The following is a 19,864-nucleotide window of genomic DNA, read 5'->3' as shown; positions in this document are numbered from 1 at the left end:
AGGCTTAAGGTTTGACTTTAAGTCTTTGAATCGCTACAAGTGGTTTATTCACTCGATCTGTTTAAATAAGGACATCTACGTGTTTGGAAAAACGCAACGCGGCGTATCTGAACGACCGAATAAGCAAAAAAAGCCACTCATCCCGACTTGGTTATGGATGTTGTTGGTCATTTTAATTGTACTTTGCTTTGCTGTCGCATTGATGCTGTGGAAACCGTGGTCGCCTGTACAGACCAAGACCCAAGTCACCACTGAGCAAACCCAAGAAGACACCAACAAAGACTATCGTTTTTATGAGTTGTTACCCCAACAACAAGTTACTCCAATTCCCGAACAAGCTATACCCGAAAATAAAAACACCAATGCAGTGGTGATTATTGAAGCGCCTGAAGCGCCGGCTTCAGAAGCCAACCCTAATCAGACTGGTTTACTCAGCCCAGAAGAAGTCAAAAGCAACTACATTTTACAAGTGCGTAGCTATAATGACCCTGATCAGGCCGATGCACGCCGTGCTGAAATTATTTTAAATGGCTTATCTGCCGATGTACTCAAAATTCAAGAAAATGGTGAGACCTGGTATCGCGTCATCTCAGGTCCCTATGAATCGCAAGATGCTGCAATCAGTGCTCAGCAAACCTTACAACACAGTGGTATTGATTCCATTGTGGTAAAACGCTAAAACTGAAGCGACCTAAATGGTCGCTTTTTATGGCGTCTGATTTAGTTCTTGATCTTTGGCTTTCGCGCGTTGATAAGCATCACGCGCTTCAATACGCTTTACATAAGATTGAATATTGGCATATTCATCCCCAAAGCGTGCTGCCAAGGCTTGCAGTGCAAAGCTCATTTGAATATCAGCAAAAGAAAATTGGCCAGCAAAATATTCATTTTGGGTTAAGTAGTCTTCCAAATATTCTAAATGTTCTTTTAAACGAGGGCTAATGAAATTGTGCTTCACCCCATCCAAGACTTTATCTGCAACACCTTGCAGCACGTCAGGGAGTTTTTTAGGCACTTCATTCATAACAAAGGTCATTAGCAATAAAGGCATCAATGAGCCTTCAGCATAATGCATCCAATAACGATACTGTAATTTTTGAGCTTGCGCTTTAGGCTTAAACTGATCTTGTTGATCATATTGTTCTTGGAGATATTCTAAGATGGCTGCTGATTCAGCTAAAGTAAATTCTTGATCGGTTAAAATAGGTGCTTTACCTAATGGATGAACATTTTTTAATTCTGGCGGTGCGGAGAAATTGCTCTGACGCTGATAAAATTTAACTTGGTAGTCGAGCTGAAGTTCTTCAAGCGCCCATAAAATCCTTAACGAACGCGACTTTTCTAAATGATGTAAGCAGATCATCTGCATGCTCCTATTCTCGTTTGGTCTTGACTATAACGAGCTTTGCTTCAGAAAATCTGCCCCATTTACATAAAGGCTATTTAGAGCCTAAATGCCTTAACATTGTTATTTACTGGCCCGCATACGCTCAGGTAAAACCGGTGCTTCTAAACGTGGGCCTTCGTAGGCTGGAATCGTACCAAAACGCGCATGCCCCTCTACCCATTGCTGACGTGCTTCAGCCAACTCTTCTTGGGTACGTCCGACAAAATTCCACCACAATAAAATAGGTGATTCAAATGGTTCACCGCCAAGCAATAACACGCGACTGTTAGCGGCAATTTGAATATCAATCTGTTGTAAACCAGGTTCAATAAAGAGGAAATTATCGTCATTTAAGTCATGGCCATTGACGCTTGCTTCGCCCTCTAACACCATAAAGCCATACTCGAACTTGGGGTTGAGTTTTAACATGCTATTGGCTGCTTGCTTGGTTGTTAAATCTACCCCTAGTAGCTCGCTATGGACTTTCACTGGTGAAGTCTTATTTAAGAAGTCACCTACTAACACGGTAAATTCAATCTCATCTTTAAGCACTACCGGTAAATCTGGATAATGATCGAAACGTGGTGCAATATTGCGCTTATCATCTGGCAACGCAATCCATAGCTGTGCCGCGTGCATTTGCGTTTCATTTTCGGGCGCTACTTCGGTATGTGAAATACCATACCCTGCGGTCATTAAATTGACTTGTTTAGGGCGAATTAATTGCTTCGAACCTAAGCTGTCATCATGCAACATCGTGCCATCAATCATCCAAGTAAAGGTTTGCAAACCAATATGTGGATGTGGACCAACATCTAAACCATCACCTTGTGGAAAATGGACAGGACCCGCATGATCTAAGAAACACCATGCACCAATCATACGTTTTTCACGACTTGGCAAAGCGCGCTTAATCACCGTACCTTGGCCAATTTCAGCACGGCGTAGAGTAAATGTTTGAATAAATTGGTTGATATATTTGGCGCAATCATCAGAATGCGAAATTTCGGTGTAAGTATTATTGGTCATGACACATCCTAAGTGTTGCTGATTATAAAAGTTTAATCATTTTACTGGTACGAATCTATCATCCATTTGATACGCTAAATCCTATCTTTAGGACAACACTATTTTAATTTAGTAACAAAAAAGAGCCTTTTAAGGCTCTAAAGATTATCTTCATCAAAGCGATCTTGGTCGATTTTATAAATATGAAAACTACGCTCAACTTGTACGCCTAAACCAAATTCGATCATCAATGATGTGAGTTTATCGCCATCAATCAGCACGATTCCCGACTTTTTCGCAGATTCGATTGCTTCTTTGCTAAAACCTGACGTAGTAATAAATACGCCTTTTTTAGCTACTTGATCTGCCAATGCACCTTTAAATTGCTGAATATGAGGACGACCAACGGTATCTTCCCAACGCTTCGCTTGGATATAAATTTTATCTAAACCTAAACGGTCTTCACTAATCACACCATCAATACCACCATCGTTAGTTCTTCCAATCGCTTGTGCAGCATCTTGATGAGAACCTCCGTAGCCCATAGCAACGAGAAGATCAACAACCAATCTTTCAAAGAATCTTGGAGAATTATTCTTTACTAAACCTAATAACTCACTTTTTAAATCATCTTTTAGAATTTGTGCTTGTTCAGCAATTATTTCAGGAGGGGTAAGTTCCTCTACTAAACTCTCTTCTTTTATGACAGAAACTTTAGTCTCTTTATCAGTTTTGGAATTTAATTTTCGAAAATCACTAAAAGAGCCGAATTGTGAAAGATATTTAGCATTAATTAGTTCAATATTTCTTAGATCAAGATTTTTACCTGTCTTTGACAATTGAAAATGCGCTTTCTTTGGGTATTCAAGTAAATCTGCTTTTTTTAGATATGTTTTCGCCCATTGCAAACGATAAAAAATAATATTCCGACCATCTTCCATAGTGGCGTTTGCCTGTTTTTCAGAACATTTTAATGCCTGAATGAGTTCCTTATAAGCTTCTTGTAAACTATAAACTCTATCATTAGCTTGCATAATTTTTAGCAAAGGCAACATTAAATCGTAATGGGTATACATTTTATATATCTAAGTTTTTTCTTAATTACATATATCTTAAACAAAAAAAGGACGCCTAAGCGCCCTTTTTTATCAAATAATTTTCGTTAGAAAATTATTCCCACTCGATAGTCGCTGGTGGCTTAGACGATACGTCATAAACAACACGAGAAACGTCAGCAATTTCATTCATGATACGCGTCGAGATTTTGTCGACTAAATCGTATGGAAGATGTGCGAAACGCGCTGTCATAAAGTCTACAGTTTCAACGGCACGAAGTGCAATCACCCATGCATAACGACGACCATCACCCACTACACCAACAGATTTTACAGGTTGGAATACCGCAAATGCTTGCGCAGTTTTGTCGTACCAACCACTTGCACGTAATTCTTGCATAAAGATGTCATCTGCTAAACGTAAAATGTCTGCATATTCTTTCTTTACTTCGCCAAGAATACGAACACCTAGACCCGGACCTGGGAATGGGTGACGGTAAAGCATTTCGAAAGGTAAACCTAAAGTTGTACCTAAACGGCGAACTTCGTCTTTAAATAAGTCACGGATTGGCTCAACCAATTCAAAAGCTAAATCATCTGGTAAACCGCCCACGTTGTGGTGTGATTTAATGACGTGTGCTTTACCATTTTTGGTTGCAGCAGATTCGATCACGTCTGGGTAAATCGTACCTTGTGCAAGGAAGTTTACGCCATCTAACTTACGTGCTTCTTCAGCAAAGACTTCGATGAATTCACGACCAATAATTTTACGTTTTTTCTCAGGATCAACTTCACCTGCAAGTGCAGATAAGAAACGATCTTCAGCATCAGCACGGATCACGCGAATACCCATGTTTTTCGCAAACATGTCCATCACTTGCTCACCTTCGTTCAAACGTAATAAACCGTTATCTACGAATACACAAGTCAATTGATCGCCAATTGCGCGGTGTAATAATGCCGCAACAACCGATGAATCCACACCACCTGAAAGACCTAAAAGAACTTTTTGATCACCAATTTGCGCGCGAAGTTGTTCAACACGTAAATCGATAATGTTTTCAGAATTCCAAAGCGCACGGCAACCACAAATGTTGTGTACGAAGTTAGACAGTAATTCAGCACCTTTTGCAGTGTGAGTTACTTCTGGGTGGAATTGAATACCGTAGAAACGACGTGCTTCGTCAGAAACCATCGCCACTGGGCAACTTGGTGTGCTAGCAGTAATTTGGAAACCTTCAGGAATGGCAGTCACTTTATCGCCGTGACTCATCCAAACTTTTAACTGGTCTTTAGAATCTTCAAGGTCGCCAATAAGTTTGTCGCGCACTTGAATATTCACTTCTGCATAACCAAATTCGTGAACAGTACCTGGCTCTACTTTACCGCCAAGCTGTGCAGACATGGTTTGTAGACCATAGCAAATACCAAGAACAGGTACACCAAGTTCAAATACAACTTGCGGTGCGCGTGGACTACCTTCTTCATGAACACTTTCTGGACCACCTGACAGGATGATCCCGTTTGGGTTAAATGCACGAATGTCTTCTTCAGACATATCAAAGGCGTACATTTCTGAATAAACACCAGCTTCACGTACACGACGTGCAATAAGCTGACTATATTGAGAACCGAAATCCAGAATCAGGATACGATCTTCAGTAATTTGGGTATTGGTAGTCATGGCAAACAACTATGCAGGCAACGAATATAAGCGCGCTATTCTAGCATTTTTCCTACGATTAGGCACACTATTCAGATAAGGTTAAAAACTAAACTGTGCCTTTTTAACCAATTTAGCTTCTAACCTGATTATTTTGGCTGAAATTGCGGGCTTAAGGCAGACGTTGTAGTTTAATCACTTCAATATCTGTAGGTTTACTACGATGGGTATCCACTTCACCCATCAGCTTCACTTTATCACCAGCTTTGAGTTGCATCGGTTTCCATAGATCATCATCGATATCTAGCATAATGCTGCCTGTAGCATCTTTAAACTCAAAATCATCGCCAGCAATATGCTTAACAATGGTACCTGTTAAAGTCACGCCAGTTTCATCTTTAAGTGTTTTGGCTTTGGCAACACTCACCTGATTTTTAGCTGCTTCTTGTAATAGCAGTTGATCTGACTTGGCAAAAGCTAAAGGACTGCTGAGTAATGCTGCACCAAGACACAGACTTAAAATAATTTTTTGCATATTTCTCTCTGGATTGTTGTATGGATAGCATTATTTTAAGAGCTCAACTTTTTTTAAATGTAAATTTTGGTGGTAATTTGAGCAGTTTTATACCTCTATAATCTTATAGTTTTACAAGATGATTACAGCACAACAAAAGCTGAAATTATTTGACTTGGCTACTGACTTTCCCCCCCTAGACTGTTAGCATTTGGCGACACTTTAGCTTGCTGCCGCTCATGGAACTCCTCGATTTTATCTTACACGTAGACGATCACTTGCTTGAATTCATCATCAATTACGGGGTGTGGATTTATGCAATTTTGTTTTTGATTATTTTTGTGGAAACTGGTTTGGTGGTGATGCCATTTTTGCCAGGTGACAGTTTACTTTTTGCAGCGGGAGCTTTAGCAGCATCAACGGGTGCTATGGACCCTTGGATTTTAATTCCACTGTTGTTTGTTGCTGCAGTGTTAGGTGATACCTTAAATTATCATATTGGTCGTTATATTGGGCCACGTGTCTTTGAAATTGAATCACGCTTTATTAATAAAAAACACTTACTGGCTACACAACAATTCTTTGAAAAGCATGGTGGTAAAACCATTATCTTTGCGCGCTTTGTGCCTTTTGCCCGTACCTTTGCGCCCTTTGTCGCTGGTGCAGGTCATATGAATTATAAATTTTTCTTAACCTATAACATCGTGGGTGGTGCGCTGTGGATTAGCTCCTTTGTGATTTTGGGCTACTTATTTGGCAATATGCCAATTGTCAAAGATAACTTCACCCACCTAATTTTTGGCATCATTATTTTAAGTGTTTTACCCGGTGTCATTGGTGTTATTCGTCAAAGATTTTTTAAGAAAACCCCAGCTTAAAACAAGCCAATGAGTACTGGTAGTACACACACGATTAATAAAACTGCCGATCCCTTATATAAGCGATCGGCATTTTTTGCACTGTTTTGAGGGTCTAATAAGGCACGTCCAAAGCCCATCCAAAATAGTGCTGTTGGAATTAAAATAATACTAAAACAAGCAAAGACAGTAACGGTACGTTGTGGATCATCCCAAGTCTGTATTGGAAAAATCCCCGCGGCAAAAAGTAACGCTTTAGGATTTTTTAAGGTGGCAAAAAACAATTGATAAGCGCGAATGGTATGATGCTGTTGACTGTACTTCTGTAAGTGATTGGCTTTCCATAAATAAAAAGCCCAACCAATCGTATAAAGACTACTCGCCACATGAAAAACCAAACTAATTTTTGGCCAGTAAGGCTGCATTAAGTGAATAAATAATGCCCATAAATTAATGGCATAGATATAACCAAATAATTGCATCGGAAGATAAACACTGGTTTTGGCAATGCCTTGTTGATGAGCCGAACTGGCCCATAAAGCATTGGTCGGCCCAGGGATCATCAACACAGCAAATACAGCCATCAGAAAAATCCAGTTCTCTAGCATCCTTACCCCTTCGCATGCTGCAGCTTAAAACACTCCATTGGGCTGCTTAAAGCGTATTATTTTTTTACATTTTGACGCACAATCATAGGACAGCTTTTAAATTTTGCCGCTTGTACTAAAGCTTCTTGTTGACCCAAAAGTCGTGCTTCTTCGCTACGTTTGGTATTACTTGACTGTCCCATATTCACCGACACATTGGGTGCCAAGCCCCAGCCACCACGACTGCCCCAACCACCACCAAGACCAACGCCTACGCCCATGCCTGTGCGTTTTGGCGTTTCTATACCATTGGCAATATATTGGCTGATGCGATTATATTCACTTTGCAATTGTTGACAGTTTAACGCTTGATATTGGGTTGGCGAAACATAAGTAGGCTTAACTGGCGTTGAGCATGCGCTGAGTAATACAGCACAGCTCGCCAACACAGCAGCAACAGTTAATTTTTTCATATCGATCTCAATATGTTCATTGTTCTATTTCATTGAACAACGATTGATAGGCCTGCGTCAATTTATGCTCTGTGGCAAAATGGATTAACGGTAAATTACGTTGATGTGACTCTTTCATCACTACGGATGGCGGCAGTTTATTTTCAAATACGGGCAAACCTTCCGCCACCAAATCTGCCACTACACTGCGGGGTAATTTGGCTTGCATTTGATACTGATTGACTACAATTCCTTCGATTTTTAAATCAGGATTATGATCATCCTGCGTTTCGATAATATTATGAATTAAGCTATCTAAAGCACGGCGCGAAAAGACATCACAATCAAAAGGAATCAAGACGCGATCTGCAGCAATTAATGCCGATAAACTAAAGAAATTAAATGCAGGTGGTGTATCAATATAAATACGCTGATACTGCCCATTAAGCTCCGCTAGCGCGTCACGTAACTTATAAATTTTATGTTTGGCCTCCAAGGCCGCAGTTAAGCTGCCCAAATGTGGACTTGCTGGTACCACTGCAAGATTGGCAAATTTAGATTGATGAATATAAGGTGCTAAACCTTGAGAACGATTTTTTAATAAACCACCTAAAGCATTACTCAGTAGGCCTTTAGCAGGACTATTTAAGACATTTTGAAAATATTCTTGAATATTCGGTTGGAGCCAATAATCAGCGCTAGCAATGGCATCCTGCCCTAACACATATTGACTGGCATTGGCTTGAGCATCTAAATCAATAAGTAATGTGGTATAGCCTTGCTGAGCACTTAGCGCCGCCAAATTTACAGCAATACTGGATTTTCCCACACCACCTTTTTGATTAAAGACCACGCGTGTCAGCATAAATTCCCCCTCAGTTTTTATTGTGTAGTTTTACATCAGTCTAACTGAGAGGTTTTAATCAGGGCTTAATTATGTCCAACAATCACGAGAAAACTGGTTTAATAATAACCAAACCTAGTAAGCCTATTAAAGCCAATATGGCAATTCCCATTCCAGCACGACGCTGTACCAACAAAACTGAATCATCTTGTTTAAAAGCTTTGATCATTGAGGAGACAATGACAAAAAATAGCACCACTTTGGCATAGAACCATGGCTGTACCACAAAATCCTTTAAATACAAAGAGATTAAACCAGTTAAAGCCATAAAAGTTAAACTAAAATGCTGTAAACCTACCCACACTTTTCGCCCTTTGGGACTTGGCTGTTGACCTTGTGTACCTACAAATAAACTCGCTGTACGTGCCAACATGACGACAATCAGTAGGCTGGCCAAGCTCATATGAATAATTTTGACCAATAATTGAGTTTCCATAATCTACCTTAGGCTTTAGGTGCATGCGCACATTCTGGACTTGCTGTATCTTGACCTTGCCATTCATCTGCTACAAACGCATGAATGGCCAGTGCATGAATTTTACCTGGGCTGAGTAAATCACCCACTGCTGCATAGATTTTTTGATGACGTTGTACCAAACGTAAGCCTGCAAATACATCACTCACAATCACCACTTTAAAATGCGATTCTTTACCTGGATAATAGCCGCCATGACCAGAAGATTCATTAACCACTTCTAAATAAGTCGGGCTGAGTGCCTCTAAACACTGTGTTAACTGCTGCTCTAACATTGTATTCACCATTGATTCATTTTGATTTGAGTATAGCGTGCTCCTTTAAAAAAGCAGTAGTCAGCGTATTAATCAGGTAAAAATGCTTTGATTTTAATCAAATTAAATTAATTTGCTGCAATTTTACTCAAACAATGCATTAATTTAAAAAAAGGTGTTGACCTAATTTTTTCAATCTGTATTATACGTAGCCATGCGGGAATAGCTCAGTTGGTAGAGCATAACCTTGCCAAGGTTGGGGTCGGGAGTTCGAGTCTCCTTTCCCGCTCAAAATTTTTTGATTTAGTTTTTTTATTTAAAAAACCGAATAGACTCCGCGGGAATAGCTCAGTTGGTAGAGCATAACCTTGCCAAGGTTGGGGTCGGGAGTTCGAGTCTCCTTTCCCGCTCCAAATTTTTTTTGATTTAGTTTTTTATTTAAAAAACCGAATAGACTCCGCGGGAATAGCTCAGTTGGTAGAGCATAACCTTGCCAAGGTTGGGGTCGGGAGTTCGAGTCTCCTTTCCCGCTCCAGATTCTAAAAAAACCCTGATTTTATATCAGGGTTTTTTTTCGCCTATTATTTTTTACTAGCCTTGCACATAGAATAAGCAACCAAGCAGTCTTGCCACTAAAGTTTTATCCTATGGGCATTCGAGCTTTTTACTGTAAAAATTTTCCTAAAATTAGCTAACTTTGCATTTTTTTTGATATTTTTCGCAGTTTTTCTGCATTTTATTTGCTAAAACACGTTGCATAATCAACACACTTTAAAGTCTAGCTCTTTTCAAACATGACGCTGCTGTGTATAACAATGGACTTTAGGGAAAAGCAATAAGCATAGTCAAAAGGCCTATAAAAGCGTTAGACTATGCCCACAATCAATGCAATGAAATGTCCGTTGAGACAAACAAGAAGGTGAAGGTTGATGCCGCTCAATACAGTTGAAGAGCTTGTAGCAGATATCCGTGCAGGAAAAATGGTCATCCTTATGGATGATGAAGACCGTGAAAATGAAGGTGATCTTGTAATTGCTGCCACGCACGTGCGTCCGGAAGACATCAACTTTATGATCACGCACGCGCGTGGCCTTGTTTGCTTAACGTTGAGTAAAGAGCGTTGCCAACAATTAAATCTGCCTTTAATGGTTGATGCTAACGGTGCCCAGCACGGTACTAATTTCACCCTTTCTATTGAAGCGGCTGAAGGCATCTCAACCGGTATTTCTCCTGCCGAACGTGCCCACACCATTCAAACTGCGGTGGCAGCACATGCTAAACCTGCGGATATTGTACAACCGGGGCATATTTTCCCGTTAATGGCGCAGCCAGGTGGTGTATTACACCGTGCCGGTCATACCGAAGCAGGTTGTGATTTATCGCGTTTAGCAGGTTTAGAGCCAGCATCTGTGATTTGTGAAATTATTAATGAAGATGGCAGTATGGCGCGCCGTCCTGATTTAGAAGTCTTTGCAGAAAAGCATGGTCTTAAAATTGGTACCATTGCGGACCTCATTCACTACCGTATGACCAATGAGCAAACGGTAGAACGTTTAGATCAACAAACACTAGATACTGAATACGGTACTTTTGAATTATTCCGTTACCGTGAATTGGGTAACCCAGATATTCATTTAGCTTTGGTCAAGGGTGAGCCTAAACAAGGTGTGACCACCGTACGTGTACATGGTTTTAGCCCAGCACGCGACTTACTCAAAATTAATAAACAAGACGGTGAACCCGCTTGGAACTTAGATCGTGCTTTAAAAGAAATTTCAAGCAGCGAGCGCGGTGTCTTGGTATGGATTGGTCAACGTCATTTACAAGATTTAGGTCCAGCTTTAGAGAGCTTAACCGCACCTAAGAAGACTAAATCTAATGCAGCATTGTCGCAGCAATATCAAACCATTGGTGTTGGTGCACAAATCTTACGCGATTTAGGCGTAGAAAAAATGAAACTGTTAAGTTCGCCATTACGTTTTAATGCACTTTCAGGTTTTAACTTAGAAGTGGTGGAATACATCACCGCAAATCAAACATCTTAAGAAATCATCGAGGTTATTATGGCAGTTCGCCGTATTGAAGGTATGTTACATCTCGCGAACGAAGACCGTTATGCGATTTTAGTGGGTCGTTTTAACAGTTTTGTTGTAGAACATTTACTAGAAGGTGCAATTGATACATTGAAACGTCATGGTGTATCAGAGGATAATATCACTGTTGTTCATGCACCCGGCGCTTGGGAACTTCCAGTTGTGGCTAAGAAATTAGCAGCAACCAATAAGTTTGATGCAATCATTGCTCTTGGCGCGGTAATTCGTGGTAGCACACCTCACTTCGACTTTGTTGCGGGTGAATGTGCCAAAGGTTTAGGCGTTGTTGGTCTAGATACTGGCTTACCAGTAATTAACGGTGTATTAACTACGGATAGTATCGAACAAGCGATTGAACGCTCTGGTACGAAAGCAGGCAACAAAGGTAGCGAAGCTGCCTTGACTGCTATTGAAATGGTTAACTTGTTAAAGGCTATTTAACGCTATGTCGCAAACACTTCAAGCAACTTATGCAGCAAAACGTAAAGCACGTCGCTTTGCTGTACAAGGTATTTATGAATGGCAAATGAGCCACAACCCTGTGCATGAAATTGAAGCACGTACACGTGCCGACAATGCCATGCATAAAGTGGATCTTGGCTACTATCATGAATTGTTGACTCAAGTGGTTGCAAACTCAGAAGCTCTAGATGAGCTGCTTATCCCTGTGCTGGATCGTGAATTAAATGCCCTAGATGGCGTTGAACTTGCGACCCTTCGTTTAGGCGCCTATGAACTTCAAGAACATCTTGAAATTCCTTATCGCGTGGTTTTAGACGAAGCAATTGAGCTTGCGAAACATTTTGGCGGTGCCGATAGCCACAAATACATCAATGGTGTATTAGATCGCTTAGCAACGACTTTACGTGCAGCAGAAAAGCAACAAGCAAATTAATTTTGGTTTGTTGCGATGGCTGAGTTTTCAATTATTGAGACCTACTTTAATCGGCAGAATAAAAACTCTGTCGATTTAGGTGTGGGTGATGACTCAGCCCTGCTCACCCCGCCAAAAGGTCAACAATTGGTGATTTGCGCAGATACCTCTGTCGCAGGTCGGCATTTTCCTGTAGAAACCCATCCACATTCGATTGGCTGGAAATCTGTGGCAGTGAATTTATCTGATATTGCTGCAATGGGTGCCAAACCGCATAGTATTTTATTGGCATTGAGCCTACCCCAAATTGATCATGACTGGCTCAAAGGCTTTAGTCAGGGTTTATATGATTGTTGCGATCAATTTGGTGTAAGTTTAATTGGTGGTGATACCACGCAAAGCCCACATCTGACTATTACCGTCACCGCCCTTGGTTGGATTGAACACGGTCAAGGGGTACTCCGCTCTGGTGCAATGCCAGGCGATTATATTTGTGTCAGTGGCACCGTTGGTGATGCTGCTTATGGCCTCGCACATCTAGGTCATCCCCTGCAACAACGTCTCGATTATCCGACACCGCGTTGTGAATTAGGTGCTGCTTTAAAAGGCTTAGCCTCGAGTATGATTGATGTTTCAGATGGTTTAGCTCAAGATTTAAGCCATATTTTAACGGCATCTCAAGTGGGTGCAGTGATTGAAGTCAATGATTTACCGCTCAGTGCCACATTAGCTGCTTTAGACGAACAACAGCGTTATCGCTATGCTTTGGCTGGAGGTGATGACTACGAGTTGTGCTTTACCATCAGTCCAGAAAATTATGCGCGTCTTGAAGCGCTGAATCTTAATCTCGCTTATCGTAAAATTGGTGCAGTGCACAACACACTTGGGTTAACATTTACCCAATATGGACAGGCTTATCACTTCGATTTTAACGGATACCAACATTTTGCCTAAAACACCTATTCAATTTAGCCGTATGTCTGCTTTTGAACGTTTTATTGTGTTCTGTGGCGTCGGTTTTGGTTCGGGTCTAACACCTAAAGCACCAGGCACATTTGGTTCAGCTTTCGCATTGATATTTATTCCTATTTGGCTTGCATTTGGCTTTATAAACACTATATTAGCTATCGTCCTGATGTCTTTGGTGGGAATTTATATTTGTGGAAAGACCGCTCAAATCATGCAGGTACATGATGATGGGCGTATCGTCTGGGATGAGTTTGCAGGACAGTCTATTACTTTTTTACCTCTCATTTACTTCGGGCAAATGAGTCTATTCTGGGTACTCATTGGTTTTGTGCTATTTCGAGTGTTTGACATTTGGAAGCCTTGGCCAATTAATGTTGTAGATCGCCAAGTCAGTGGGGGCGTTGGCATCATGCTCGATGATATTATCGCGGGTATTTGGGCAGCATTATGTATCTGGGCATACTTACATTTAACAATGACATAGATCATTAAGTAGGATTTTTCATGTCTACGACCGTTATTATCTTAGCTGCCGGTAAAGGCACGCGCATGCGTTCAAGTTTACCTAAGGTATTGCAACCGCTTGCAGGGCGTCCATTGTTGGGTCACGTGATTGCCACTGCCAAGAAATTGAACGCCAATAATATTATTACAATCTACGGTCACGGCGGCGCTTTAGTACAACAAGCTTTTGCAGCTGAACAAATTGATTGGGTCGAACAAGCCGAGCAACTCGGTACAGGTCATGCGGTACAAATGACCCTACCCGTCCTTAAACAAGAGGGTATGTCGTTAATTTTATCCGGTGATGTACCTTGTGTAACACAAGACACTTTACAACGCTTACTGGATGCTTCACAACAAAGCGGTATTGGCTTAGTCACTCTTACCCTGCCTGATGCTTCAGGTTATGGGCGTATTGTGCGTGAAAATGGCGCAATTCAAGCTATTGTTGAGCATAAAGATGCTTCTGATGAGCAGCGCCAAATTCAAGAAATTAACACCGGTATTTACTGTGTCAGCAATGCCAAATTGCATGAGTGGCTCCCAAAACTGTCTAACGACAATGCCCAAGGCGAATATTACTTAACAGATATTGTCGCTATGGCTTTAGCCGATGGTATGACCGTAGCCTCTGTGCAACCAACACTTGCTTTTGAAGTTGAAGGCGTCAATGACCGCGTACAACTAGCAGCCTTAGAACGTGAATTCCAAGCCTTTCAAGCCAAGAGCTTAATGCAACAAGGTGTGCATTTAATTGACCCAAGTCGTTTTGATTTACGTGGTGATTTAACTGTTGGTCGAGACGTTCGCATTGATATCAATGTGATTATTGAAGGCGAGGTGACTTTAGGCGACAACGTGGAAATTGGTGCAGGTTGTATCATTAAAAACACCACCATTGCAGCAGGCACCAAAGTTCAACCATATAGCGTATTTGAAAATGCAGTAGTGGGTGAAAATGTACAGATTGGCCCATTTGCCCGTTTACGCCCAGGCGCTAAACTTGCAGACGAAGTACATATTGGTAACTTTGTTGAAGTTAAAAATTCGAGCATTGGTCTTGGTTCTAAAGCCAATCACTTTACTTATTTAGGTGATGCAGAAGTGGGCGCAGGCTCAAATATTGGTGCAGGCACAATTACCTGTAACTATGATGGCGCCAATAAATTTAAAACCATCATTGGTGATGCTGCATTTATTGGTTCAAACAGTTCTTTAGTTGCTCCTGTGACCATTGGCAATGGTGCAACCGTAGGTGCAGGCTCAGTGATTACCCGTGATGTGGCAGACCATAGCCTTGCTTTTGAACGCAGTAAACAATTGGTAAAAGAAAACTATCCACGCCCCCAAAAGGTTAAGAAATAAGAGGATTTAAATATGTGCGGTATTGTTGGTGGCGTTGCAGAACGTAGTATTACCAGTATTTTAATTGAAGGTCTAAAGCGTCTTGAGTATCGCGGCTATGACTCAGCAGGTCTAGCCTTAGTCAGCCAAGGTCAAGTGTTACGTGAACGCCGTGTAGGCAAAGTGGCTAATCTTGATCAAGCTGTTAAAGAGTCACATATCACAGGTTCATTGGGTATTGCACATACTCGCTGGGCAACCCATGGTAAACCGACTGAAAATAATGCCCATCCGCATATTTCAGGCAATGTGGCTGTGGTGCATAACGGTATTATCGAAAACTATCAAGAACTTAAAGATGACTTACAAGCTTTAGGCTATGTCTTTACTTCACAAACTGATACCGAAGTTGTCGCGCATTTAGTTAATGATGCCCTTAAAACCACACCAAGTTTATTAGAAGCGGTCAAAAAAGTTGTTCCTCAACTTAAAGGTGCTTATGCGCTTGGTATTGTCCACACTTCACACCCAGATGAACTCATCACAGTACGTGAAGGTTCACCGCTAGTGATTGGTGTAGGTATTGGCGAGAACTTTATTAGTTCGGATCAGTTAGCATTATTGCCAATTACCAACCGTTTTATCTACCTTGAAGAAGGTGATATTGCACGTTTAACTCGTAATACCATTGAAGTTTTTGTCGATGGCAAGCTAGTTGAACGTCCAGTGAAAGAATTAGATGCAACGGTCAGCAATGCATCTAAGGGTGAATATAAACATTACATGCTGAAAGAGATTTATGAGCAGCCTGAAGCTATTCAGCAAACCATTTCTCAAGCTTTAGATGGCAATGCCCTACGCCCTGATTTCTTAAAAGATGCAGTTGTAGATTTTGAGAAAATTCAGCAAATACAAATTATTGCCTGTGGTACCAGTTACCATGCGGGCATGATTGCTAAATATTGGTTTGAACAACTAATTGATTTACCATGCCAAGTGGAAATTGCCAGCGAATTCCGCTATCGCTTGCCAGTGGTTGTAGCCAATACTTTATATCTATGCATTTCACAATCAGGTGAAACTGCTGATACTTTAGCTGCATTACGTGATACGCAAAAACGTGCAGGAGCTAAAGATTTAGATATTACAACGATGGCCATTTGTAATGTGGCAACATCGTCAATGATTCGTGAGACCAATCATAACTTGTTGACTTTAGCGGGTCCTGAGATTGGTGTAGCTTCGACCAAAGCCTTTACCACCCAACTTGCAGCTTTAATGCTTCTAGTCCTTAAAATTGGTGCAGTAAAAAATACCATTAATGCTGAGCGAATTTCTAGCATTGCCGCTGAGCTTTGGCATACGCCAAAAGTGATTTTAGATACCCTGCAAAACAATGATTCAATTTTGCGTTTATCTGAATTATTTGTTGAAAAACAGCATTGCTTATTCTTAGGTCGTGGTACACAGTTCCCGATTGCCTTAGAAGGTGCGTTAAAGCTTAAAGAAATTTCTTATATTCATGCTGAAGGCTATGCTGCAGGTGAACTCAAACATGGTCCATTGGCACTCGTGGATAACGATATGCCAGTGGTGATTCTTGCACCTAAAGATGACATGCTCGATAAACTAAAATCGAATATGGAAGAGGTGCAAGCACGTGGTGGTGAACTGTTTGTTTTTGCTGATGAAAACAGCGGTATTGGCTGTAAAGAGCGTCAACATGTGGTCGCTGTACCAAGTATTAGCCCAATTCTGGCGCCAATTGTATATAGCGTACCTGTGCAATTGCTGTCTTATCATGTTGCAGTGTTACGTGGTACGGACGTCGATCAGCCGCGTAACTTGGCAAAATCGGTAACAGTTGAATAATACAGTGCATAAAGAAGGGCGCTTTTGTAATAGAGTAAAAATGTTTAATACTATGTAATAAAGTCCTTCACCCTAAAATAAAGTTCCATACTTTTTCTATACTTAAAATATATTTACATATTTTTCAGTATATTAAGAAATAAGTATGGAACTTTTTTTATTTTTAAATGAATCAAAAATTATTTTGTTGTTAGTAGTATGAAACTTTCTTTAATTAATATTAAAAATTTATTTATTAAAATCAATTATTTATAAAATGTATAGTATGAAACTATATTACCCTACAATATAAAACACTCAACTCTATCAATTCTTATCAAAATTCCCTCAAAACTTTATCCGAAGAGATAACTTTTTATACGGACTAGCTTTGTTGCCCAAAGATTCATAGGGGCAGAGCTACCCTTAATTATTCAACTTTAAGATGCAGCTTAGGTATGAGGACAGATTAATTCTATAAATCTATTGAGTACTACTACATGTGCATACATCTCACTAGAGAAGCTCCTTACTGGCAATTTATCGTCTAATAATTTGATGCGATGTATCGTGGCTTCCACCAAACCTTCGAAGACGGCACTCAGACCAGAGACCCTCCTACATGTCTGACTGTTTTTCTTTAATGCCTTACCATATCCAAATAAATGCAGCTGGATAAATTTAGGCTTAAATCCCTAAGAATATTTTTCATAGAAGTAATATTTTCAATTTAAACTGAGCTAAAGAAAAGACCTCTTGCGAAAGTGGTTATTGCAAGTTTATTCGGTTTACTAGTGCAGCAATTAAGTTAATGCGTAAACCGAATCTTTTCCGTCTATTTCGATAGCGTTCACTTAATATTCTAAATGTTTTCAATTGACTATTGATGTGTTCGATCACAACTCGTATTTTTCCAATCAGTTTATTGTACTTTTTCTCAACACTAAATAACGGGAAATTCTTCTTTTTCTTTATGGGCATCAATAATTTAAAGCCATGTTGCTCTAATCCATAGTACCCTAAATCGGTCACAACATATTTACAATGCTTAAATTTCTTAACCGTTTCTCTTGCCAGTTTGATGTCATGCTGACCGCCATTCGATATATCTAGCCCTATGGTTTGTTTACTCTTCGGATGATAGATCACTTGGGCCTTTAGCGTATGTTTCTTTTTACCACTGTAGAACTTACTCTGATTTTTTTTTCGGGCGTTCGATTGAACATTCTGTCGCATCAATAATGACCCAGTTCAAGTGTTCTTCTGCTGTGGTTATGCTTCGTTTTGGCAGGGTAAAACGTCTTGATTTCATCAATGCATCTTCAACCTTCTTAATGGTTCGATTCACATTACTTTCAGCGATATGGTAATTTGCCGCTAATTCCAGTTGAGTGCTGTAGTTGCGTAAGTAATCGAGAGTTAATAACAACTGATCCTCTATATCTAAAGTATGAGGTCGACCTGATTTCTTTTTGAGTGATTCTGCTTTTTCTAGAACCTCTACCATTTCAGTAAAAACTTGTCGAGGTACGCCAACTAAGCGTTTGAATTCAGGATCTGAAAAACGGTTTAATTTCTGATATCTCATGAAATTTATATGGAGGTGATTTTTACTTTCGCAAGAGGTATAAAGTTCAACTTTTAAGGTAAGATTATCATGATTTTTTTGATCGCTCATCGCAATATGCTTTTTTCTTCTACACAGCATTATGTACTCTAGGGCTGTCGCATCTCATCCGCAAAGTTTAATCAGACTTTGAACCAAACCTCCCCCCCTACTTAAAAAGACTTAAAATAGAGCTTTGATCATTGAATAATTGTATCAGAGTAGATTTGATTCTTACTTTATTTTCCTTTTGGCTGATCATACCACCGATTCTAAGTATGAAACCGAATGGAAAGATTGTCTGGGCTAACCAAGGATCCATGATAGGAAGACCAATTGGTTGTGCGAGAAATTTTAGGAATAGGCTTATTCATTTTGAGCTTATATTACTCAATAAGCCTCCTATATGAGCTTTGTGTAACAAAGCCATAGTAAGCATCCGCTGAACCCCATACCTATTTTTTAATTTTGGTCGGGTTGCCACCGGTGTGGCAGTAATTCTTCAATTTGGGTCACTTTGTGTGTCGGTAGCCTTTTCAGCACATCACTTAAATAGGCATACGGATCCAAGCCATTGAGCTTTGCTGACTGGATTAAAGTCATGATATTGGCAGCTCGTTGGCCACTGCGCAGCGAGCCAGCAAACAGCCAGTTCTTGCGTCCTAAGGCCCAAGGTCGCATCTGATTCTCTACCCAATTATTGCAAATCGGTAGATTGCCATCATCCAGATAGCGGCTTAAAGCTGGCCAACGCTTCAGCGTGTAATTGATGGCCTTGGCGGTGGGAGAACTCGATGGCACCGTCAGTTGATGTTGGTTGAGCCATTCATACAGTTGTTGCATCACTGGTTGGCTGTGCTGTTGTCGGTATTCGCGGCGGTGTTCTGCTGTACTATCGGTCTTTTTCCTGAGTTCTGCTTCTATCGCATACAGTTTCTGAATCAGCACTAATGCCTGTTCAGCGACCTGACTTTTTTTGGTCACATGCAGTTCATGGAATTTACGACGCGCATGCGCCATACAGCCCACCTCAACGACCTGGCCTGATTTAAAGCGTGCTTTATAACCACTGTAATCATCACAAACCAGATGACCCTGCCAGTCTTTCAGGAACGCTTCAGCATGCTGACCTGAACGACTATCCTGAAAGTCATAGATCACGGCTTGAACTGGATTGTACTGTGTGGTGGCATAGGCCCAGACATAACCTTTCTTCGGTTTTTTCTCATCATCACCCATCCGCATGATGGTGACTGGTGTTTCATCTGCATGCAGCACCCGCTGTTGCAGCACCACCTGTTTTAAGGCATTGGCCAGAGGTTCCAGTTCTACACCGCAGCGACCTATCCAGTCAGATAAAGTGGATCTGGACAGATCAATGCCAGCCCGCTGATAGATCAGGCGCTGACGGTACAGCGGTAAATGATCGGCATACTTCGATACCAGCACATGGCTGAGCAGTTCAGG

At 40.7% G+C, this 19,864-nt stretch carries 21 protein-coding genes and 3 tRNA genes; 12 read left to right on the top strand and 12 right to left on the bottom strand.

Going from position 1 to position 19,864, the window contains the following annotated elements; translation table 11 throughout:
* Positions 1-79 precede the first annotated feature (79 nt).
* Positions 80-679, top strand: coding sequence for an SPOR domain-containing protein (locus tag AC5YCI_RS13570; RefSeq protein ID WP_496175701.1), 600 nt, complete (start codon positions 80-82; stop codon positions 677-679).
* A 27-nt stretch (positions 680-706) separates the two neighbouring features.
* Here the strand turns inward: AC5YCI_RS13570 and AC5YCI_RS13565 are convergent, their stop codons facing one another.
* From AC5YCI_RS13565 to AC5YCI_RS13545, 5 genes are all read right to left on the bottom strand, one after another.
* Positions 707-1,363, bottom strand: coding sequence for a glutathione S-transferase family protein (locus tag AC5YCI_RS13565; RefSeq protein WP_496175700.1), 657 nt, complete (start codon positions 1,361-1,363; stop codon positions 707-709).
* A gap of 105 nt (positions 1,364-1,468) precedes the next feature.
* Entirely contained in the window at positions 1,469-2,416 is a 948-nt protein-coding gene (locus AC5YCI_RS13560) for a pirin family protein (protein WP_496175699.1), read from the bottom strand.
* Between the two features lie 137 nt (positions 2,417-2,553).
* A complete protein-coding gene (locus AC5YCI_RS13555) occupies positions 2,554-3,471 on the bottom strand; it encodes a restriction endonuclease (RefSeq protein ID WP_496175698.1) in 918 nt (305 codons plus the stop codon).
* 94 nt (positions 3,472-3,565) lie between these two features.
* A complete protein-coding gene (guaA, locus tag AC5YCI_RS13550) occupies positions 3,566-5,134 on the bottom strand; it encodes a glutamine-hydrolyzing GMP synthase (RefSeq protein ID WP_496175697.1) in 1,569 nt (522 codons plus the stop codon).
* 151 nt (positions 5,135-5,285) lie between these two features.
* A complete protein-coding gene (locus AC5YCI_RS13545; protein ID WP_496175696.1) occupies positions 5,286-5,648 on the bottom strand; it encodes a NirD/YgiW/YdeI family stress tolerance protein in 363 nt (120 codons plus the stop codon).
* A gap of 218 nt (positions 5,649-5,866) precedes the next feature.
* Between AC5YCI_RS13545 and AC5YCI_RS13540 the strand changes: the two genes are divergently transcribed.
* Positions 5,867-6,505 (top strand): DedA family protein, encoded by a 639-nt coding sequence (locus tag AC5YCI_RS13540; protein ID WP_496130299.1) that lies wholly within the window; start codon positions 5,867-5,869, stop codon positions 6,503-6,505.
* Here AC5YCI_RS13540 and AC5YCI_RS13535 read toward each other — a convergent pair.
* From AC5YCI_RS13535 to AC5YCI_RS13515, 5 genes are all read right to left on the bottom strand, one after another.
* Positions 6,502-7,092: a threonine transporter RhtB gene (locus AC5YCI_RS13535; protein ID WP_496175695.1), complete on the bottom strand. Its 591-nt coding sequence runs from the start codon at positions 7,090-7,092 to the stop codon at positions 6,502-6,504. The two genes, AC5YCI_RS13540 and AC5YCI_RS13535, sit on opposite strands and share 4 nt — an antisense overlap.
* Positions 7,093-7,148: 56 nt before the next feature.
* Positions 7,149-7,544, bottom strand: a complete 396-nt coding sequence (locus AC5YCI_RS13530; RefSeq protein ID WP_496175694.1) for a hypothetical protein — start codon at positions 7,542-7,544, stop codon at positions 7,149-7,151.
* Positions 7,545-7,560: 16 nt separating this feature from the next.
* The gene (locus AC5YCI_RS13525) at positions 7,561-8,388 is read right to left on the bottom strand and encodes a ParA family protein (RefSeq protein WP_496175693.1); all 828 of its coding nucleotides are present in this window, start codon (positions 8,386-8,388) and stop codon (positions 7,561-7,563) included.
* 82 nt (positions 8,389-8,470) lie between these two features.
* Entirely contained in the window at positions 8,471-8,863 is a 393-nt protein-coding gene (locus tag AC5YCI_RS13520) for a SirB2 family protein (RefSeq protein WP_496175692.1), read from the bottom strand.
* A gap of 8 nt (positions 8,864-8,871) precedes the next feature.
* Positions 8,872-9,177 carry a BolA family protein gene (locus tag AC5YCI_RS13515; RefSeq protein WP_496175691.1) on the bottom strand — a complete coding sequence of 102 codons (306 nt, stop codon included), beginning with the start codon at positions 9,175-9,177 and terminating at the stop codon, positions 8,872-8,874.
* Positions 9,178-9,372: 195 nt separating this feature from the next.
* Here AC5YCI_RS13515 and AC5YCI_RS13510 point away from each other — a divergent pair.
* The 10 genes from AC5YCI_RS13510 (at position 9,373) to glmS (ending at position 16,812) form a co-directional block, all read left to right on the top strand.
* Positions 9,373-9,445: transfer RNA gene (locus AC5YCI_RS13510), tRNA-Gly, on the top strand.
* 48 nt (positions 9,446-9,493) lie between these two features.
* A tRNA-Gly gene (locus AC5YCI_RS13505) sits at positions 9,494-9,569 on the top strand.
* 46 nt (positions 9,570-9,615) lie between these two features.
* A tRNA-Gly gene (locus AC5YCI_RS13500) sits at positions 9,616-9,691 on the top strand.
* Between the two features lie 394 nt (positions 9,692-10,085).
* Positions 10,086-11,201, top strand: coding sequence for a bifunctional 3,4-dihydroxy-2-butanone-4-phosphate synthase/GTP cyclohydrolase II (gene ribBA, locus AC5YCI_RS13495; protein WP_496130293.1), 1,116 nt, complete (start codon positions 10,086-10,088; stop codon positions 11,199-11,201).
* A gap of 18 nt (positions 11,202-11,219) precedes the next feature.
* Positions 11,220-11,690: a 6,7-dimethyl-8-ribityllumazine synthase gene (ribH, locus tag AC5YCI_RS13490; protein WP_122900914.1), complete on the top strand. Its 471-nt coding sequence runs from the start codon at positions 11,220-11,222 to the stop codon at positions 11,688-11,690.
* A 4-nt stretch (positions 11,691-11,694) separates the two neighbouring features.
* Positions 11,695-12,144 (top strand): transcription antitermination factor NusB, encoded by a 450-nt coding sequence (nusB, locus tag AC5YCI_RS13485; protein WP_496130292.1) that lies wholly within the window; start codon positions 11,695-11,697, stop codon positions 12,142-12,144.
* Positions 12,145-12,159: 15 nt separating this feature from the next.
* Positions 12,160-13,077 carry a thiamine-phosphate kinase gene (gene thiL, locus AC5YCI_RS13480; RefSeq protein ID WP_496130291.1) on the top strand — a complete coding sequence of 306 codons (918 nt, stop codon included), beginning with the start codon at positions 12,160-12,162 and terminating at the stop codon, positions 13,075-13,077.
* On the top strand, positions 13,028-13,576 hold the full coding sequence (locus AC5YCI_RS13475) for a phosphatidylglycerophosphatase A family protein (RefSeq protein ID WP_496130290.1): 549 nt from the start codon (positions 13,028-13,030) through the stop codon (positions 13,574-13,576). Before thiL ends, AC5YCI_RS13475 begins: the two co-directional genes overlap by 50 nt.
* 20 nt (positions 13,577-13,596) lie before the next feature.
* Positions 13,597-14,961: a bifunctional UDP-N-acetylglucosamine diphosphorylase/glucosamine-1-phosphate N-acetyltransferase GlmU gene (gene glmU / locus AC5YCI_RS13470; protein WP_496130289.1), complete on the top strand. Its 1,365-nt coding sequence runs from the start codon at positions 13,597-13,599 to the stop codon at positions 14,959-14,961.
* A gap of 12 nt (positions 14,962-14,973) precedes the next feature.
* On the top strand, positions 14,974-16,812 hold the full coding sequence (gene glmS, locus AC5YCI_RS13465) for a glutamine--fructose-6-phosphate transaminase (isomerizing) (protein ID WP_496175690.1): 1,839 nt from the start codon (positions 14,974-14,976) through the stop codon (positions 16,810-16,812).
* A gap of 747 nt (positions 16,813-17,559) precedes the next feature.
* On the opposite strand, the gene AC5YCI_RS13460 is transcribed toward glmS, so the two are convergent.
* Positions 17,560-18,379, bottom strand: a protein-coding gene (locus AC5YCI_RS13460) for an IS5 family transposase (RefSeq protein WP_496175709.1) whose coding sequence is annotated in 2 segments (ribosomal slippage) — positions 17,560-17,997 and positions 17,999-18,379 — 819 coding nt in all. Because the reading frame shifts where the segments join, the coding sequence is not laid out codon by codon here.
* Positions 18,380-18,859: 480 nt separating this feature from the next.
* Positions 18,860-19,864, bottom strand: a 1,005-nt coding sequence (tnpC, locus tag AC5YCI_RS13455; RefSeq protein WP_496175689.1) for an IS66 family transposase, incomplete at its 5' end; no start/stop codon positions are given.

This window comes from Acinetobacter sp. CY17 (assembly GCF_059515825.1).
Note: the sequence above shows the minus strand (reverse complement) of the source record. Positions and strands in the feature narration are given on the sequence as shown.

What these genes read in the sequence shown, in the direction of transcription:
- AC5YCI_RS13565 (WP_496175700.1), bottom strand. Translation starts at nt 1,363, where the DNA reads ATGATCTGCTTACATCATTTAGAAAAGTCGCGTTCGTTAAGGATTTTA.
- AC5YCI_RS13560 (WP_496175699.1), bottom strand. Translation starts at nt 2,416, where the DNA reads ATGACCAATAATACTTACACCGAAATTTCGCATTCTGATGATTGCGCC.
- AC5YCI_RS13555 (WP_496175698.1), bottom strand. Translation starts at nt 3,471, where the DNA reads ATGTATACCCATTACGATTTAATGTTGCCTTTGCTAAAAATTATGCAA.
- guaA (WP_496175697.1), bottom strand. Translation starts at nt 5,134, where the DNA reads ATGACTACCAATACCCAAATTACTGAAGATCGTATCCTGATTCTGGAT.
- AC5YCI_RS13545 (WP_496175696.1), bottom strand. Translation starts at nt 5,648, where the DNA reads ATGCAAAAAATTATTTTAAGTCTGTGTCTTGGTGCAGCATTACTCAGC.
- AC5YCI_RS13540 (WP_496130299.1), top strand. Translation starts at nt 5,867, where the DNA reads ATGGAACTCCTCGATTTTATCTTACACGTAGACGATCACTTGCTTGAA.
- AC5YCI_RS13535 (WP_496175695.1), bottom strand. Translation starts at nt 7,092, where the DNA reads ATGCTAGAGAACTGGATTTTTCTGATGGCTGTATTTGCTGTGTTGATG.
- AC5YCI_RS13530 (WP_496175694.1), bottom strand. Translation starts at nt 7,544, where the DNA reads ATGAAAAAATTAACTGTTGCTGCTGTGTTGGCGAGCTGTGCTGTATTA.
- AC5YCI_RS13525 (WP_496175693.1), bottom strand. Translation starts at nt 8,388, where the DNA reads ATGCTGACACGCGTGGTCTTTAATCAAAAAGGTGGTGTGGGAAAATCC.
- AC5YCI_RS13520 (WP_496175692.1), bottom strand. Translation starts at nt 8,863, where the DNA reads ATGGAAACTCAATTATTGGTCAAAATTATTCATATGAGCTTGGCCAGC.
- AC5YCI_RS13515 (WP_496175691.1), bottom strand. Translation starts at nt 9,177, where the DNA reads ATGTTAGAGCAGCAGTTAACACAGTGTTTAGAGGCACTCAGCCCGACT.
- ribBA (WP_496130293.1), top strand. Translation starts at nt 10,086, where the DNA reads ATGCCGCTCAATACAGTTGAAGAGCTTGTAGCAGATATCCGTGCAGGA.
- ribH (WP_122900914.1), top strand. Translation starts at nt 11,220, where the DNA reads ATGGCAGTTCGCCGTATTGAAGGTATGTTACATCTCGCGAACGAAGAC.
- nusB (WP_496130292.1), top strand. Translation starts at nt 11,695, where the DNA reads ATGTCGCAAACACTTCAAGCAACTTATGCAGCAAAACGTAAAGCACGT.
- thiL (WP_496130291.1), top strand. Translation starts at nt 12,160, where the DNA reads ATGGCTGAGTTTTCAATTATTGAGACCTACTTTAATCGGCAGAATAAA.
- AC5YCI_RS13475 (WP_496130290.1), top strand. Translation starts at nt 13,028, where the DNA reads ATGGACAGGCTTATCACTTCGATTTTAACGGATACCAACATTTTGCCT.
- glmU (WP_496130289.1), top strand. Translation starts at nt 13,597, where the DNA reads ATGTCTACGACCGTTATTATCTTAGCTGCCGGTAAAGGCACGCGCATG.
- glmS (WP_496175690.1), top strand. Translation starts at nt 14,974, where the DNA reads ATGTGCGGTATTGTTGGTGGCGTTGCAGAACGTAGTATTACCAGTATT.